This window comes from Streptomyces sp. NPDC058620 (assembly GCF_042717135.1).
In the GTDB taxonomy this organism is placed as follows: Bacteria; Actinomycetota; Actinomycetes; order Streptomycetales; family Streptomycetaceae; genus Streptomyces.
In genome coordinates, this window is sequence record NZ_JBHXQO010000015.1 from 1 (window position 1) to 16237 (window position 16237).

13 protein-coding genes are annotated in these 16237 nt (G+C 71.2%); 6 read left to right on the forward strand and 7 right to left on the reverse strand.

The window, feature by feature from the left end; genetic code table 11:
- Positions 1-47: 47 nt before the first annotated feature.
- Both greA and ACFWSK_RS16895 read right to left on the reverse strand, forming a co-directional pair.
- Positions 48-545 (reverse strand): transcription elongation factor GreA, encoded by a 498-nt coding sequence (gene greA, locus ACFWSK_RS16890; RefSeq protein WP_383786188.1) that lies wholly within the window; start codon positions 543-545, stop codon positions 48-50.
- A gap of 141 nt (positions 546-686) precedes the next feature.
- Entirely contained in the window at positions 687-1103 is a 417-nt protein-coding gene (locus ACFWSK_RS16895) for a DUF4307 domain-containing protein (RefSeq protein WP_383786191.1), read from the reverse strand.
- A 151-nt stretch (positions 1104-1254) separates the two neighbouring features.
- Between ACFWSK_RS16895 and mca the strand changes: the two genes are divergently transcribed.
- On the forward strand, positions 1255-2136 hold the full coding sequence (mca, locus tag ACFWSK_RS16900) for a mycothiol conjugate amidase Mca (protein WP_383786193.1): 882 nt from the start codon (positions 1255-1257) through the stop codon (positions 2134-2136).
- 1 nt (position 2137) lies between these two features.
- Positions 2138-2365 carry a hypothetical protein gene (locus tag ACFWSK_RS16905; protein WP_383786196.1) on the forward strand — a complete coding sequence of 76 codons (228 nt, stop codon included), beginning with the start codon at positions 2138-2140 and terminating at the stop codon, positions 2363-2365.
- A gap of 116 nt (positions 2366-2481) precedes the next feature.
- Here ACFWSK_RS16905 and ACFWSK_RS16910 read toward each other — a convergent pair whose 3' ends face one another.
- Positions 2482-5703: a tetratricopeptide repeat protein gene (locus ACFWSK_RS16910; RefSeq protein WP_383786199.1), complete on the reverse strand. Its 3222-nt coding sequence runs from the start codon at positions 5701-5703 to the stop codon at positions 2482-2484.
- 225 nt (positions 5704-5928) lie between these two features.
- Between ACFWSK_RS16910 and ACFWSK_RS16915 the strand changes: the two genes are divergently transcribed.
- Both ACFWSK_RS16915 and ACFWSK_RS16920 read left to right on the forward strand, forming a co-directional pair.
- Complete coding sequence (locus ACFWSK_RS16915; protein WP_383786202.1) at positions 5929-6447, forward strand: FBP domain-containing protein; 519 nt, start codon at positions 5929-5931, stop codon at positions 6445-6447.
- Positions 6448-6492: 45 nt separating this feature from the next.
- Complete coding sequence (locus ACFWSK_RS16920) at positions 6493-8529, forward strand: thioredoxin domain-containing protein (protein WP_383786205.1); 2037 nt, start codon at positions 6493-6495, stop codon at positions 8527-8529.
- A 52-nt stretch (positions 8530-8581) separates the two neighbouring features.
- On the opposite strand, the gene ACFWSK_RS16925 is transcribed toward ACFWSK_RS16920, so the two are convergent.
- The gene (locus ACFWSK_RS16925) at positions 8582-9271 is read right to left on the reverse strand and encodes a hemolysin III family protein (protein ID WP_383786207.1); all 690 of its coding nucleotides are present in this window, start codon (positions 9269-9271) and stop codon (positions 8582-8584) included.
- Positions 9272-9480: 209 nt separating this feature from the next.
- Between ACFWSK_RS16925 and ACFWSK_RS16930 the strand changes: the two genes are divergently transcribed.
- Positions 9481-11307 carry a phosphoenolpyruvate carboxykinase (GTP) gene (locus ACFWSK_RS16930; RefSeq protein ID WP_383786210.1) on the forward strand — a complete coding sequence of 609 codons (1827 nt, stop codon included), beginning with the start codon at positions 9481-9483 and terminating at the stop codon, positions 11305-11307.
- Positions 11308-11580: 273 nt separating this feature from the next.
- Positions 11581-13299, forward strand: coding sequence for an Ig-like domain repeat protein (locus tag ACFWSK_RS16935; protein WP_383786213.1), 1719 nt, complete (start codon positions 11581-11583; stop codon positions 13297-13299).
- Between the two features lie 109 nt (positions 13300-13408).
- On the opposite strand, the gene ACFWSK_RS16940 is transcribed toward ACFWSK_RS16935, so the two are convergent.
- The 3 genes from ACFWSK_RS16940 to ACFWSK_RS16950 form a co-directional block, all read right to left on the reverse strand.
- The gene (locus tag ACFWSK_RS16940) at positions 13409-13807 is read right to left on the reverse strand and encodes a hypothetical protein (protein ID WP_383786216.1); all 399 of its coding nucleotides are present in this window, start codon (positions 13805-13807) and stop codon (positions 13409-13411) included.
- 93 nt (positions 13808-13900) lie between these two features.
- The gene (locus tag ACFWSK_RS16945; RefSeq protein ID WP_383786219.1) at positions 13901-15112 is read right to left on the reverse strand and encodes a pyridoxal phosphate-dependent aminotransferase; all 1212 of its coding nucleotides are present in this window, start codon (positions 15110-15112) and stop codon (positions 13901-13903) included.
- Positions 15113-15381: 269 nt separating this feature from the next.
- Positions 15382-16191 (reverse strand): arylamine N-acetyltransferase, encoded by an 810-nt coding sequence (locus tag ACFWSK_RS16950; protein WP_383786221.1) that lies wholly within the window; start codon positions 16189-16191, stop codon positions 15382-15384.
- Between the last annotated feature and the right edge of the window lie 46 nt (positions 16192-16237).

The window sequence follows — 16237 nt, forward strand, 5'->3', positions numbered from 1 at the left end:
GGCCGTGCGTGCACGGCCGGGGCCCACTGCTGTCGGAACGGGGCGGCTCAGCCCTTGTACGGCTTCGCCGCGAGAATCTTCACCTTGGCGATCTTGCCGTTCGGCAGCTCGTACTCGGCGTCCTCGCCCATCCGCTTGCCGTTGACGCCCATGCCGAGCGGCGACTGCGGGGAGAACGTCTCAAGGTCCGAGCTCGCGTACTCGCGCGAGGCGAGAAGGAACTCCAGGGTGTCGTTCGGGTCACCGTCGAAGGAGATCGTCACGATCATGCCGGGCTCGACGACGCCGTCGTCGGCAGGGGCCTCGCCGACCTTGGCGTGCTCCAGGAGCTGCGTCAGCTGGCGCACCCGGAGCTCCATCTTGCCCTGCTCCTCCTTGGCCGCGTGGTACCCGCCGTTCTCCCGGAGGTCACCCTCCTCACGGGCCGCCGCGATCTTTACGGCGATCTCCGTGCGCGCGGGACCAGACAGGTACTCCAGCTCGGCCTTGAGCTGGTTGTACGCCTCCGGCGTGAGCCAGGTGACGTTATCGCTGGTCTGGGTCACAGGGTGCTCCTCGTCGGTACTGGGAATACAAAGCATCGCCCTACCCAGAAGCATGTGCCTCCACGGGCGGGCGAAACCACGAGCCTAACAATTCCGCAGGAAAAGGGGGAGAAGGTAACGCCATGCGCGTGGACCCGCAGGTCAGCGCGACGACCCGCCGTCGGCGGTGCAGCCCATCAGCTCGACCGCGGTCGCCCTGGCCGTCGTGCGCAGGGAGACGACCTCGTCGATCCGGTCCGACCGCCCGTCGAAGCGGAAGTCCTTGCGGGCGACCTCGTTGCCGTCCTCGCTCAGCGCGCGCAGCGTGCAGTAGCCGCCGGCGCCCCGGTCCTTACGGACTTCGAGGTGGGCCTCGGCCCGGTCGTCCGAGACGACCTTGGACTTGATGACCTCGGCGCTCATGCCCTGGCCGCCGACGTAGCCGACGCCGATCCAGACGACGACGCCCAGCATTCCGGCGCCCAGAACCGCGCCGATGATCTTGAGCTTGCGGTCGGCGCGCTGATCCTCGGACCGGCCGTAGCGCCCGTCGGGCACCGCCTCGCGTACCGCAGTCATGATCGTTCCTCCTGTGCCGGGGATCGAGGAATTTTCCGCCCCCCGGTTCGGTCACTATAGAAGCCGCCCACCCGCCACCCGACCGCCACCCCAGAACCGACGGCCCTGCGGGACGGCACCCTGATCGCGACCAATCACTGAGGATCGAGTCTTGACTGAGCAGCTGCGCCTGATGGCCGTTCACGCCCACCCCGACGACGAGTCGAGCAAGGGCGCCGCCACCATGGCCAAGTATGTGTCCGAGGGGGTGGACGTGCTGGTCGTGACCTGCACCGGGGGCGAACGCGGCTCCATCCTCAATCCGAAGCTTCAGGGGGACGCGTACATCGAGGAGAACATCCACGAGGTGCGCAAGAAGGAGATGGACGAGGCCCGGGAGATCCTGGGTGTCGACCAGGAGTGGCTCGGCTTCGTCGACTCGGGTCTGCCCGAGGGCGACCCGCTGCCGCCGCTGCCCGAGGGCTGCTTCGCACTGGAGGACGACGAGACGGCGGCGGGGCGTCTTGTCGCGAAGATCCGTGCGTTCCGGCCGCAGGTCATCACCACGTACGACGAGAACGGCGGGTACCCGCACCCCGACCACATCAAGACCCACACGATCACGATGATCGCGTTCGACGGGGCCTCGGACACCGACAGGTTCCCGGAGGCGGAGTTCGGTCCGGCGTGGACGCCGCAGAAGCTCTACTACAACCAGGGCTTCAACCGCCCGCGCACGGTCGCCCTCCACGAGGCGCTCCTGGCCCGTGGGCTGGAGTCCCCGTACGGGGAGTGGCTGGAGCGCTGGAAGGAGTTCGTACGCGAGGAGCGGACGCTGACCACGTTCGTACCGTGCGATGAGTTCTTCGAGATCCGCGACAAGGCGCTGATCGCGCACGCGACGCAGATCGACCCGGACGGCGGCTGGTTCCGCGTTCCGATGGACGTCCAGCGCGAGGTCTGGCCGACCGAGGAGTACGAGCTGGCGAAGTCTCTGGTCGATACCTCCCTCCCCGAGAGCGACCTCTTCGCGGGCATCCGCGACAATGCCTGATATGTACGCGACCCAGGCACTGACCCACCTCGTCCCTCTCGCCAAGGAGGTCGACGACAACAAGGTGACTCCCGGCGTCCTCGGCTTCCTCGTCTTCGCGGCACTCGCCGTGGGCGTGTGGCTGCTGATGAAGTCGATGAACCGCCACATGGGCAAGGTCAACTTCGAGGAGGCGCCGGACCCGGAGTCGGAACCGGCGACGGTCTCCGGCTCCGCCGGCGGCAAGTAGGCCCACCACCTGACCCGTGGTGGGTCGGGTGGGCCCCCTCCGGAGTGTCTCCTCGGGGCGGGGACCCTCCCGCACGCCCTCACAGCCAGCCCTTCCGGCGCTTGGGGACGGGCCCCTCACACGCGGTCCGGGCCCAGCCGCACGCCCATGACCTCCCGCGCGTGCCGGGCCGGCGTCAGGCCCAGGCGCCACGCCTGCCAGCCGTCCTCCAGGTCCACCCCCCGGTTCAGGATCACGGCGAACGACTCCGCGCAGTCCTCCAGCTTCGGGTCCCGGCTCGGGTGCGCGGCCGTCAGCAGCTCCGCCAGTTCCTGCTGGGCCACCGCCGTCCCCACCTCGCTGCCGCCCGGCGACGCGTACGGCAGCAGCGTGCACCGCAGGAAGCGGGCCCAGTCGCCGCCGCGGTCGTCCCCGTACGAGGCGAACAGCCCGACCGCCTCGTCGCACAGGACCAGCGCCTGCCCGGCCCGGTTGTTGCCCGCGTCGATCAACGCCAGCTCCAGGCACGTCCAGCCCTCCCCGTGGGCGACGCCGATGCGCCGGAAGTCCGCCCGCGCGTCGACCAGGAGCTGGCGGGCGAAGCCCGAGTTGCGGAGGTTCCCCGTCCGCGCCGCCCCCTGGTCGCGGGTCACCCGCCCCGAGTGGTGCCGGGCGCAGGCCAGCCCGTACACGTCGCGCATCCGGGAGAACATCGTGCGCGCCCGCTCCAGCTCGCGTACCGCTTCGTCGGTGTCGCCGGCCTCCTCCAGGGCCTGCCCCAGGTAGTAACGCGTCCACGCCTCGCCCCGCGCGTCCTCGTTGTCCCGGTGCCGGGACAGCGCCAGGCGCAGCTGCTCCGCCGCGGGCGCCGGGTCGCCGTCGAGGAGCCGGGCCCGGGCCAGCTGGGTCAGGGCCCAGGCCGCACCGCGTTCGTCGCGGGTGCGCCCGTAGAGGTCGAGCGCGGTCCGCAGCTCGTCCTCCGCCCGGGCCACCTCGCCCATGCGCAGGCAGACCTGGCCGAGCTGGAAGTGCGACCACGCCTCGCCGTGCAGGGACTCGCCCTCCCGGTGCAGCCTCAGTGCCGTGTCGAGCAGGGTGAGGGCCTCCGCCAGATTGGCCCGGTCGCGCTCGACGGCGGCCAGGGCGTGCAGCGACCAGGCCCGGTCCTCGGCCTGCTCGTCGGAGGACTGCAGGGCGAGCGCCTCGCGCAGCCGCGCCGACGCCTCCGCGAGGTTTCCCTGGTGGTGCAGCGTGATGCCGAGGGAACAGAGGGCCAGCGCCGCGCCCGCGTCGTTCTGCGCCTCGCGGTACAGGCCGACGACGGAGGACAGCGTGGTGCGGGCCTTGTCGAGCTCGCCGAGCTGCCGGGCCGCGATGCCCGTACGCCACTGGACCGACCGCTCCAGGTGCCCCCTGTCGACGGCTTGCGTCAGCTCGCTGATCTCGCCGAGCCGGTAGAGGTCACCGCGCAGCAGGCAGTAGTCGCACAGCGCGCCGAGGAGATGGAGCACGGCGCCCTGGTCGACGTCCTCCGCGTGCCGCAGCGCCGAGGTGATGAAGCTCGACTCGTCGTCCAGCCAGCGCAGGGCGGCGTCCAGCGAGCTGAATCCATGGGCGCCGAACTGTCCGGCACGGGTGGACATCTTGCCGTCGACCATGCGGATCACCGCGTCCGCGAGCTCCGCGTAGCTCTGGATCAGCCGCTCCTGGGCGGCGGTGCGCTCGGCCGGTTCCTCCTCGTCCAGGAGGCGGGCCAGGGCGAAGCCCCTGACGAGATCGTGCAGGCGGTAGCGCGAACCGCGTACGTGGGAGAGGAGACCGGACCCGGCCAGCGCCGTCAGCAGCCGCTCGGCCTCTTGCTCGTCCGTGGCCAGCAGGGCGGCGGCGGCCGCCGCGCCCAGGCTCGCCCGGCCGGCCAGGGCGAGCCGTCGCAGCAGCCGCCTGGCCTGCTCGGACTGGTCGGTGTAGCGCAGCCACAGGGCGCGCTCGGCCGGTGCGACCGGGCCGTAGGCGGCGAGGTCGGTGGCGAGGGCGCTGCGGGTGCGGGCGCCGAGCGCGGAGCCCGCTATGCGCAGGGCCAGCGGCAGTCCGCCGCACAGCTCGACGACGGTGTCCGTGGACGGGTAGTCGTACGGTCCGCCCTCCTCCTCGTCGGCCACCTCGCGCAGCAGTTCCTCGGCGCCCGCCGCGTCCAGACCGCCGACGGGAAGCTGGTGCACCCAGGCGGGGACGGAGTCGGGCAGGTCGAGCGGTTCGCGGGCGGTGACGAGCACCAGGCTGTCGGAACGTTCCGGCAGGAGCGTGCGGACCTGGGCGGCATCCGTGGCGTCGTCGAGGACGATCGTGACGGGTGTGCCGGTGAGGTGCTGGTGGTAGAGCTCGCTCAGCCGCCGTACCTGCTGCTCGGCGGAGGCCCTCTCCCGGAACAGCAGCTGTTCCCGTGGGGCGCCCAGCCGGTTGAGCAGGTGCAGCAGCGCGTCGCGGGTCGGCAGGGGCGTCTCCCCGGCCACATCACCGCGCAGATCGACCACGCACGCGCCCCGGAACTGGTCCTTGAGGGCGTGTGCCGCCCGTACCGCCAGTGCGGTGCGTCCGGTGCCCGGCGCTCCGTGCAGCACGACGACCGTCGGCCTGGTCTCCGTGGACGCGCGGGCCGTGCGCACCCACTGGGCGATCTGCGCCAGCTCGGTACGGCGGCCCGCGAACGGGCCGTCGTTGGCCGGCAGCTGGGCGAAGGACTGCTGGAGGACCGACCTCGTACGGGCCGCCGCGCTGCGGTCCGTGCCGCGCAGCTGCGGTACGACGGAGGCGGCGGCCTTCCTCGCGGGGCGGGCGGAGGCGCTGAGCATCCGCTGCTGGTCGAGGTACGGGCGGATGCCCCGTACCTCCAGCGCCGCCAGCCACTGGAGCCGCAGCTGTTCGGGTCCGCCCGGCTGGTTCAGGGCGCCCGCCCTGCGGTGGGCGGCGGGCCAGTGGGAGGCGGTCACCTTGGCGACGGTGGCCGCCGCGCCCGCCACGGCGACGACGGCGCCCGCGCCCACCGCGAGACCGGTCGCCGTGCCGAGCGCGAGGTCCGCGCCGAACGCGGCCGCCGAGGCAACACCCGTGACCAGCAGGGGCGTTCCCAGAGTCGCTTTGCTGAACCGCTGCGCCGGCGGCTGCTGTCCGGCCTCCGCCGCGTCGAGCGCCTGCACGTACGCGGCGTACTCCTCGCCCGCGCCGGCCGCCATGGTGTCGAGCGCGGCCCGCGCCCGCGCCATCAACGCGCCGGAGTCGCTCCGTCCGCCGGTCCGTCGCGCCTCTTCCTCCACAGCGCGTACCAACAGCCTTTCGGCATCGGCCCGATGGCTGTCCCGCATGCGTCCCCCTTGGTCACCCCGGATACACCGGCACCAGCTGTCATCGGTGCCAAGTGTCCTGCGTTCCACGCGCGGGCGCGAGGCCGGTGCGGTGTGCGCGGGCGACGGTTCGCGCGGACTGCTTCCCCGTGTCTCCATCTCCGCCGGCATGCCGGCCGCCAGTGCTCCGGGGGGCGGCGGAAATCGAGATGCGATGCGTTCACTCGCCACGTAACGTCGACGCCCGTGGAACCGCTCAGTGAACGAGACATCAGGTCATCCTTCGTGAACTGCACCAAGGGTGAGGCGGCGCGGCTCAAGCTGCCGCTCGATTTCGGTGAACTGCCCTGGGAGGACCTGGATTTCCTCGGCTGGGTCGACCCCGGCGCCCCGCTGCGGGCCCATGTCGTGCTGCCGCGCGCGAACGGACCGCTGGGATTCTCCCTGCGCGTCCCGTCCGTGCGGCGTACCAGCGCAGTGAAGTCCAGCCTCTGCCAGATCTGCCTGACGGGCCACGCCTCCTCCGGAGTCTCCCTGCTGGCCGCCCCCCTGGCGGGCGCGAAGGGCCGTGAGGGCAACACGGTCGGCGTCTACATCTGCGCCGACCTGGCCTGCCCGCTGTACGTGCGGGGCAAGCGGCAGCCGAAGCTGCGCACCGGGCGTTACGAGGAGTCGCTCACCGTGGAGGAGCGCCTCGCCCGCATGGCGGGAAACCTGGACGCCTTCGCCGCCAAGGTGACCGAGGGGCACGGTTCGGCGCTCTGACGTGGCGTGTGGGCGGGGCTCCGCCACGTACGCGAGGATTGGGGCATGCCGAACCGACTCGCGCACGCCACGTCTCCCTACCTCCTTCAGCACGCGGACAACCCCGTCGACTGGTGGCAGTGGGAGCCCGCCGCCTTCGAAGAAGCCCGCCGGCGCAACGTGCCGGTTTTCCTGAGCGTCGGATACAGCTCGTGCCACTGGTGCCATGTGCTCGCTCACGAGAGCTTCGAGGACGAGACCACCGCGGCCTACATGAACGAGCACTTCGTCTCGGTGAAGGTGGACCGCGAGGAGCGCCCCGACGTGGACGCCGTCTACATGGAAGCGGTGCAGGCGGCGACCGGGCAGGGCGGCTGGCCCATGTCCGTCTTCATGACCCCGGACGGCGAGCCCTTCTACTTCGGTACGTACTTCCCGCCCGCGCCCCGGCACGGCCTGCCCTCCTTCCAGCAGGTGCTCGAAGGCGTCCACACCGCGTGGACGGGCCGGCGCGAGGAGGTCGGCGAGGTCGCGGAGAAGATCACCCGTGATCTGGCGGCGCGCGAACTCGTCTCCGGCGCGGGCGACGGGCTCCCCGGCGAGGCGGAGCTCGCGCAGGCGCTGCTCGGGATCAGCCGGGAGTACGACACGGAGAGCGGCTGGCTCGGTGGCGGCGACACCAAGTTCCCGCCGAGCATGCTGATCGAGTTCCTGCTGCGGCACCACACGCGGACCGGGTCCGACGGGGCCCTGGAGATGGCCGAGGGTATCTGCGACGCCATGGCGCGCTCCAGCCTCTTCGACCAGCTGGGCGGCGGCTTCCACCGGTACGTGCTGCGCCAGCGGCCCGGCGGCGCTCTGGTACCGCACTTCGAGAAGATGTTGTACGACAACGCGCTGCTCTGCCGCGTGTACGCCCACGTGTGGCGGGCCACCGGCTCCGAGCAGGCCCGCAGGATCGCGCTGGAGACCGCCGACTTCATGGTGCGCGAACTGCGCACGACGGAGGGCGGCTACGCCTCGGCTCTGGACGCCGACAGCGAGGCCGAGGACGGCAGCCACGTCGAGGGCGCCTACTACGTGTGGACGGCAGGGCAGCTGCGCGAGGTCCTGGGGGAGGAGGACGCCGCGTTCGCCGCGGAGTACTTCGGGGTCACCGAGGAAGGCACCTTCGAGGAGGGGTCCTCCGTCCTCCAGCTGCCACGGACGGCTCGGGAGGCGGACCCCGAGCGGGTCGCCGGTGTGCGGGCGCGTCTGCTGGCGGCACGCGGGCAGAGAGTACGGCCGGGGCGCGACGACAAGATCGTCGCCGCGTGGAACGGCCTGGTGATCGCCGCGCTCGCCGAGACGGGGGCGTACTTCGAGCGTCCCGACCTGATCGAGCGGGCCACCGAGGCCGCCGACCTGCTCGTCCGTGTCCACATGGGCGAGGTGGCACGGCTGTCACGCACCTCCAGGGACGGGCGCGCGGGCGGACACGCCGGGGTGCTGGAGGACTACGGCGACGTGGCGGAGGGCTTCCTCGCGCTGGCCTCCGTCACCGGTGAGGGTGTGTGGCTGGAGTTCGCGGGTTTCCTCCTCGACATCGTGCTGGAGCGGTTCACCGGTGAGGGCGGACAGCTCTACGACACGGCCGACGACGCCGAACAGCTGATCCGCAGGCCCCAGGACCCCACCGACAGCGCCACCCCGGCCGGCTGGACGGCGGCGGCGGGCGCGCTGCTCTCGTACGCGGCCCACACCGGATCGGAGGCGCACCGCACCGCCGCCGAAGGCGCGCTCGGTGTGGTGAAGGCGCTCGGGCCGCGCGCACCCCGCTTCATCGGCTGGGGACTCGCGGTCGCCGAGGCGCTGCTGGACGGGCCGCGCGAGGTCGCGGTCGCCGGGCCGGCCGGCGGAGAGCTGCACAGGACCGCGCTGCTGGGCCGGGCGCCGGGCGCTGTGGTGGCGGCGGGCGAGGGAGCGGCGGCCGGTACGGAGTTCCCGCTGCTCGTGGACCGGCCGCTGGTGGACGGCGTACCGACCGCGTACGTCTGCCGGCACTTCGTCTGTGACGCGCCGATCACGGACGTACAGGAGCTGGCGCGCACGCTGGGCGGCTGACCCCGGTCCCCGTACGGGCCCGGAAGGCCGGGTCCGTACGGGGCGGGCGTGATCATCCGTGCTGGTAGGCCACCAGGGAGATGCCGACGTAGTGCGCGGCGAAGGCGGCGAGGGTCAGGGAGTGGAAGACCTCGTGGAAGCCGAACCAGCGCGGTGACGGGTTGGGGCGCTTGAGCCCGTAGATGACGCCGCCCGCGCTGTAGAGCACCCCTCCGACGACGACGAGCACGAGGACGGCGATGCCGCCCGCGCGCATGAAGTCCGGGAGGTAGAAGACCGCGGCCCAGCCCATCGCGATGTAGCACGGGGTGTAGAGCCAGCGGGGGGCGCCGACCCACAACACCCGGAACGCGATTCCCGCCACCGCTGCCACCCATACCGCCCACAGAAGGGGCCGCCCGGTGGAATCCGGGAGAAGGAGCAGGGTCAGCGGGGTATATGTGCCCGCGATGATCAAAAAGATATTGGCGTGGTCGAGCCGGCGGAGCACGGCTTCGCCGCGCGGTCCCCAGGTGCCCCGGTGGTAGATCGCGCTGACGCCGAACAGCAGGCAGGCGCTCAGGACGAAGACGGTGCAGGCGACCCGGGCACGGGTGCCGTCGGCCAGCGCGATCAGGACGATTCCGGCGATCAGGACCGCCGGAAACATCCCCGTGTGCAGCCAGCCGCGCAGTCGTGGTTTCACCGGCATGGAGTCGAGTTCGGTGATCACAGGCGTGGCGGCGGCGTCGGCGGCAGTCATAACGGCATGTTACCTACGCTTCCGTAGGTAACGCTCAGGAGTGGCGATGCTCACGTGTGCGGCCCCCTGGACATATGGGCGCAAGAGTCGGATGATCAAATGAGTGCGGTCGGCACCGGATGAGCGCCATGGGAATTTGAAGGGGTCGAAGCATCCGGGCCGCAGCCCCCACGGGGCCTTCCAGCAGACACCCTCGACAAGGAGCGATCGTGGCGCGCGACATCGCGGCTCCCCTCACTGTTCCCACCAACCACCAGGAGCTCGTCTCCTGGGTCGACGAGATCGCAGCCATCACCGAGCCGGACCGGGTGGTCTGGTGCGACGGTTCCGAGGCGGAGTACGAGCGCCTGTGCGACGAGCTCGTCGCCAAGGGAACCTTCACGAAGCTGAACGAGGCCAAGCGCCCGAACTCGTACTACGCCGCGTCCGACCCGAGCGATGTCGCCCGCGTCGAGGACCGCACGTACATCTGCTCCGCCAAGGAGGAGGACGCGGGCCCGACCAACCACTGGAAGGCCCCCGCCGAGATGCGGGACGTCTTCACGGGTGAGAACGGCATCTTCCGCGGCTCCATGCGCGGCCGCACGATGTACGTCGTCCCGTTCTGCATGGGCCCCGTCGGCTCCCCGCTCTCCGCGATCGGTGTCGAGATCACCGACTCCGCGTACGTCGCAGTCTCCATGCGCACCATGACCCGCATGGGACAGGCCGTCCTGAACGAGCTCGGCGACGACGGCTTCTTCGTCAAGGCCGTCCACACGCTCGGTGCGCCGCTCGCCGAGGGCGAGGCCGACGTCCCGTGGCCGTGCAACACCACCAAGTACATCTCGCACTTCCCCGAGGACCGCGAGATCTGGTCCTACGGCTCCGGCTACGGCGGCAACGCCCTGCTCGGCAAGAAGTGCTACGCGCTGCGCATCGCCTCCGTCATGGCCCGTGACGAGGGCTGGCTCGCCGAGCACATGCTGATCCTCAAGCTGACGCCGCCGCAGGGCGAGCCGAAGTACGTCACGGCCGCCTTCCCCTCGGCCTGCGGCAAGACGAACCTCGCGATGCTGGAGCCGACGATCGACGGCTGGACCGTCGAGACCATCGGCGACGACATCGCCTGGATGCGGTTCGGCGAGGACGGCCAGCTGTACGCGATCAACCCGGAGGCCGGCTTCTTCGGTGTCGCGCCGGGTACGGGCGAGCACACCAACGCCAACGCCATGAAGACGATGTACGGCAACTCCGTCTTCACGAACGTCGCGCTCACCGACGACGGCGACGTGTGGTGGGAGGGCATGACCGAGGAGCCCCCCGCGCACCTCACGGACTGGAAGGGCAACGACTGGACCCCCGAGTCCGGCGTCCCCGCCGCCCACCCCAACTCCCGCTTCACCGTGCCGGCCGGGCAGTGCCCGATCATCGCGCCCGAGTGGGAGGACCCGAAGGGCGTGCCGATCTCGGCGATCCTCTTCGGCGGACGCCGCGCCTCGGCCGTGCCGCTGGTCACCGAGTCCTTCAACTGGCAGCACGGTGTCTTCCTCGGAGCCAACGTGGCCTCCGAGAAGACCGCCGCCGCCGAGGGCAAGGTCGGCGAGCTGCGCCGCGACCCGTTCGCCATGCTGCCGTTCTGCGGCTACAACATGGGCGACTACATGGCCCACTGGGTCAAGGTCGGCGCGGACAAGCCCGACCAGTCGAAGCTCCCGAAGATCTACTACGTGAACTGGTTCCGCAAGAACGACGCGGGCGAGTTCGTGTGGCCCGGCTTCGGTGAGAACAGCCGTGTCCTGAAGTGGATCGTCGAGCGCCTCAACGGCCAGGCGGAGGGCGTCGAGACCCCGATCGGCATCCTGCCGGCCAAGGGCGCCCTCGACACCGAGGGCCTGGACCTCTCCGAGTCCGAGCTGGACTTCCTGCTCAACGTCGACAAGGAGGTCTGGCGCGAGGAGGCCGCACTGGTCCCCGAGCACCTCAACACCTTCGGCGACCACGCGCCCAAGGAACTGTGGGACGAGTACCGCGCGCTGGTCGAGCGCCTCGGCTGATGCCCCACCGGGGCGGCGCCTTCGGGCGCCGCCCCGTGCACGACCCCGCGGCCGGGCCATCCGGACATCCGCCCTGACCTGTGGGACCGACGCCCGCCGCGGTACGGCCCCCGGAAGCCCTCACCGCTTCCGGGGGCCGCCCCTTTCGCGGAGAATGCCCGAACATCGCCGCCGACTTGCGCACGACACCTTCACACCTATTGCATGACCCTTCACAAGGTGCCCCGCCGTTTCCGCGGGGACCAACAGAGCCTGTGGGGGACTCAGTTGAAGATGTCTCGGCACTACTTGCGCACGGCGTCGGCCCTGGCCGCACTGACACTCGCGACCGTGGGGCTGACAGCGGTGGCCGCACCCGCCGCCCAGGCGGCCGAGGACCAGGTGGCCAAGCTCCCGATCTCCTCGTACTCGGCGCTCGTCGTCGACTCCGTGCACGAGCGGGTCTACGTCACCGACGACCGCCGCACAAGCAGTGCGGGCCAGGTCCAGGTGTACAACTTCGAGGGGCAGAAGGTCGGTTCGCTGGCCACCGACACCGCGCCGTCCGGGATGGCGCTCAGCACCGACAGTGCGACGCTCTACGTCTCCCAGTCGACGGGCATCCTCGCCTTCGACACCGCGACGCAGACACGCACCGGCCAGGCATGGGCCAACTACCACGTGGACTGCCCGCGCGATGTCGCCTTCGCCGGCGGCAGGCAGTGGTACTCCGAGGTCCCGGCGCTCAGCGACTGCGACACCCGCCAGACCTGGCTGTACGGGGCCGAGGGCGACCAGGTGTTCCAGACCGGCTGGAACGACCTGGGACGGCTGCGGCTGGCGAGCGGCCCGCAGGCGCCCGACCGCCTCGTCATGGGTCAGCCGCAGACCACCGGAGTGGCCAACCCCTTCCTCACCACCTTCGACGCGAGCGGCACCACGCTCGTACGCGGTCCGGAGCGACGGTTCGCGGACAGCGAGGGCAGGGGCGCGCTGGACCTGAAGGACATCGCGCAGTCCGCCGACGGGAAGCGCATCGCGGTCGCCGACGCGGCCGGGGGCACGCGCCTCCTGGAGGCCGCCGACCTGTCCGACGCGCCGGTCCCGTACCAGCCGCTGCCCACGGGCGCCACGGCGAGCGCGGTCTCGTTCAGCGGTGACGGGAAGTACATCGCGCGCGGCGCCTCCGCCGCCGGGAGCACGCCGGACCTGCTGATCCAGCCCGCGGACCCGACGGACCCCACGGCTCCGCTGGAGTTCGCCTTCGACGGCGCGCTCGACGGCAACAGGATCGCTCCGCGCGGCCTGGGCTGGTCGCAGGACGGAGCCCGTCTCTTCGCCGTCACCACCAACACGTACGGCACCGAGTACTGGCTCCATGTGATCCAGCCCCCGGCCGCCCAGTTCGACTCCCGGTTCACCGGGTCCCTGACCACCACCCCGGGGACCGCGGTCGTGGGTGAACCCCTGGGAATCCGGGGGCGGTTGGAGGTCGACGGGCCCGTGCCCGCCGAGCCGCTGAAGGTCTCGGCGGTACGGCACGACGCGAACGGCGACCGCAAGCTGGCCGCCGTCGAGGTCGACGCGGACGGTTCGTTCACCGTGCTCGACGTTCCGTCGCTGGTCGGCGACGCGACGTACACGGTGTCCTTCACGGGTGACGTCACGCGGCGCCCGGCCCAGGACATCACGGTCGCGGTGCCGGTCGCCAAGGCGCCCACGGCGATCGCGCTGACGGCTCCGCAGGAGGCGAGCAAGAGTGCGGGTCTGGAGATCACGGGCAAGCTGACGGCCCAGGGCCGCCCGCTCCCGGCCGGAGTCGCTCTGACCGTCACCCGCACGGACCGCCAGGGCACCGGCACACTGACCTCGGCGGCGGTGGCCGCGGACGGCACGTTCCGGATCAACGACCTGCCACGGGCGACGGGTGAGGTGACCTACGCGCTCGCCTACCCGGGCGACGACCTCCACGCGGGTTCCACGGCCTCGGCGACCATCCGCGTACGCCGGTAAGCCGTCTACTCCCCGGACGGGCGGCAGTACATCCAAGCCCGTCCGGGGTACGTCCAGTCAACGGGTGGCACCCGGTCCGCGCGCCTCGAAGGCCCGTGGACCGGGGCCGTCAGTGGGCGCCGACGAGGCGCGAGGGGGTGGCGGCCGCATCGGCCGCCGCGGCGTGCGCGTCCATGCGCTCGGCCGCGAGGATCGCCGCAGCCGTGTCCGCACGGGACGCGGCCACCACCAGGGCGCGGCCCGCGAGGGCGTGCGCGCGCTGGTGGAGCGCGGCCGGAGCCGCGTCGGTCAGGCCCGCATGCCGCGCGGGCGGCGCCCCGCGCAGCCGGGCCACCTGCTCGGCGATGCGGTCGCCGGCGGGGCCGAGGCCCAGCTCGTCGGTCACGGCGAGCAGTGCGGCCAGGTGCCCGGCGAGCTGGATGTCCAGCTCTTCCTCACGCGTGCGGTGCGGAAAATCGGCGTCGTCGGCCGTCGTGTGGACCGATTTGGTGCGGATCGGCTCGTACATGGGATGGCCTCCTGGTGTTGCAGTGCAACCATCCTAGCTTGGATTCAGTCTAAAGTTGTGCCAGATCCGGTAAAGCTTGCTCCCGGACGGGTCCTAGGGCTGGCTGTAGCCGTCCAGGAAGTTCCCGATCCGGGTGACGGCGGCGATCAGATCCTTGGTGGGCGGCAGCGTCACGATCCGGAAGTGATCGGGCTCGGGCCAGTTGAACCCCGTACCGTGCACCACCATGATCTTCTCGGCCCGCAGCAGATCGAGCACCATCTGCCGGTCGTCCTTGATCTTGTAGACCTTCGGGTCCAGCCGGGGGAAGAGGTACAGCGCCCCCTTGGGCTTCACGCACGTCACGCCGGGGATCTGCGTCAGCAGGTCGTACGCCACGTCCCGCTGCTCCAGGATGCGGCCGCCGGGCAGCACCAGATCGTTGATCGACTGACGTCCGCCGAGCGCCGTGGCCACCGCGTGCTGCGAGGGCATGTTGGCGCACAGCCGCATGTTGGCGAGGATCGTCAGCCCCTCGATGTACGAGGAGGCGTGCGCCTTCGGGCCGCAGACCGCGAGCCAGCCGGAACGGTATCCGGCGACGCGGTAGTTCTTGGACAGCCCGTTGAAGGTCAGCACCATCAGATCGGGGGCGATCGCGGCGGTCGGGGTGTGCGTGGCGCCGTCGTACAGGATGCGGTCGTAGATCTCGTCGGAGCAGACGACCAGCTGGTGGCGCCGGGCGATCTCCGTCAGCCCGCGCAGCATCTCGTCGTCGTAGACCGCGCCGGTCGGGTTGTTCGGGTTGATGATCACCAGGGCCTTGGTGCGGTCGGTGATCTTCCGCTCGATGTCCGCGAGGTCGGGCATCCAGTCGGCCTGCTCGTCGCACCGGTAGTGCACGGCCGTACCGCCGGCCAGGGAGACCGAGGCGGTCCACAGCGGATAGTCCGGAGCGGGTACGAGCACCTCGTCGCCGTCGTCGAGCAGCGCCTGCATCGACATCTGGATCAGCTCGGAGACGCCGTTGCCGAGGTAGATGTCCTCGACGTCGAGGTCGATCGCCTTGGTCTGGTAGTGCTGCATCACCGCACGGCGCGCGGACAGCAGGCCCTTCGCGTCGCCGTAACCGTGCGCCCCGGACAGGTTGCGCAGTATGTCTTCGAGGATCTCGGGCGGGCACTCGAATCCGAACGCGGCGGGGTTGCCGGTGTTGAGTTTGAGGATGCGGTGACCTGCTGCTTCCAGCCGCATCGCCTCCTCGAGCACCGGCCCCCGGATTTCGTAACAGACGCCGGAGAGCTTCGTGGACTGGATGACCTGCATGTACGCGAGCTTACGGCCGTGTTTCGCCGGGTGTGCGGAGATTCCCCGCCCGTTCCTCCCAACGGGGCGCCCCGCCGGTGCGGCCCGTCTTCCATCGGCAGACCGCCCGCCGCCCCGGACCGTCGGAAGGGCCGGTCGGGGCGGCGTCGCGGCTTGGAAAGCGGGCGTCCAGGGCCGGGCGTCCCGGGCCCGGGTGAGATGCGCCACGCGGGGGTCCTCGCCCGGTCACCCGGGGCCCTCGCCAGGGCGTTCTCACCCGGGTCGCTCACTCAGGGGAGGCGGGTGCCCTCCGGCAGCCTGATCGCGAAGTCGTCCGCCAGGACGCGCAGCACCTCGGCGGAATCCGCCAGCTGCCGCTCCTTGATCGTGCCGTCGGCGGCCGTCTCGACGAGGTCGAGGCCCGAGAGCGCCAGATGGGTCCTGGGCGTGGTCCGCTGCGCGTACACGGCCCGGCTGAACGGGGAGCGCGGGTTGGTCGCGATGTGCCAGTTGATGACCTCGTAGTCGGGCGCCTCGAAGGGCTCCCGCGTGAAGGCGTACTGCGGTTCCCAGACCCCGGACTTCTCCGTCTGGAGCTCCCACAGCTCCAGCGGTCCGACGTGCGCGGCGTGCACGAGCCGGTGGTGGCGCGGGGTGTCGTACAGCTCGGCGTCCGCCACCAGCGGGATCGGCTCCAGCAGCGCTCCACTGGACCCGAAACCGACATCGGCGAGATACGGCGTGGGCTCGCCCTCCACCTCCACCTCCATCAGCATGTGCGTACGCGGCCGGATGTCACCGGGCGCCGCTCCCAGCACCACGCGCGCGGCGAGCAGCGTCACCGGGAAACCCAGCCGGGTCAGAACGGCTGCGAGGAGGGTGTTGTGTTCGTAGCAGTACCCGCCGCGGTCGCCGCGGACGAGCTTCGCCTCCAGGTCCTCCAGGGCGAGAGAGGGTGCGGAGCCGAGGACGGGGTCCAGGTTCTCGAACGGGATCCCGAGCATGTGGGCCCGGTGTACGGACCGCAGCACCTCCAGGGTGGGCCGGCGCTCCCCGGTCCAGCCGATGCGGGCGAAATAGGCGTCGAGGTCGAGTGTCATACCCCGACCGTACGCAGACGGAGGCCGGGAACGCGTCCGGCTCCGG

Bases quoted from the DNA above. Each gene is read 5' to 3' on its own strand.
- ACFWSK_RS16945 (WP_383786219.1), bottom strand. From the start codon at position 15,112: ATGCAGGTCATCCAGTCCACGAAGCTCTCCGGCGTCTGTTACGAAATC.
- ACFWSK_RS16935 (WP_383786213.1), top strand. From the start codon at position 11,581: ATGTCTCGGCACTACTTGCGCACGGCGTCGGCCCTGGCCGCACTGACA.
- ACFWSK_RS16940 (WP_383786216.1), bottom strand. From the start codon at position 13,807: ATGTACGAGCCGATCCGCACCAAATCGGTCCACACGACGGCCGACGAC.
- ACFWSK_RS16895 (WP_383786191.1), bottom strand. From the start codon at position 1,103: ATGACTGCGGTACGCGAGGCGGTGCCCGACGGGCGCTACGGCCGGTCC.
- ACFWSK_RS16910 (WP_383786199.1), bottom strand. From the start codon at position 5,703: ATGCGGGACAGCCATCGGGCCGATGCCGAAAGGCTGTTGGTACGCGCT.
- ACFWSK_RS16925 (WP_383786207.1), bottom strand. From the start codon at position 9,271: ATGACTGCCGCCGACGCCGCCGCCACGCCTGTGATCACCGAACTCGAC.
- ACFWSK_RS16920 (WP_383786205.1), top strand. From the start codon at position 6,493: ATGCCGAACCGACTCGCGCACGCCACGTCTCCCTACCTCCTTCAGCAC.
- ACFWSK_RS16950 (WP_383786221.1), bottom strand. From the start codon at position 16,191: ATGACACTCGACCTCGACGCCTATTTCGCCCGCATCGGCTGGACCGGG.
- ACFWSK_RS16905 (WP_383786196.1), top strand. From the start codon at position 2,138: ATGTACGCGACCCAGGCACTGACCCACCTCGTCCCTCTCGCCAAGGAG.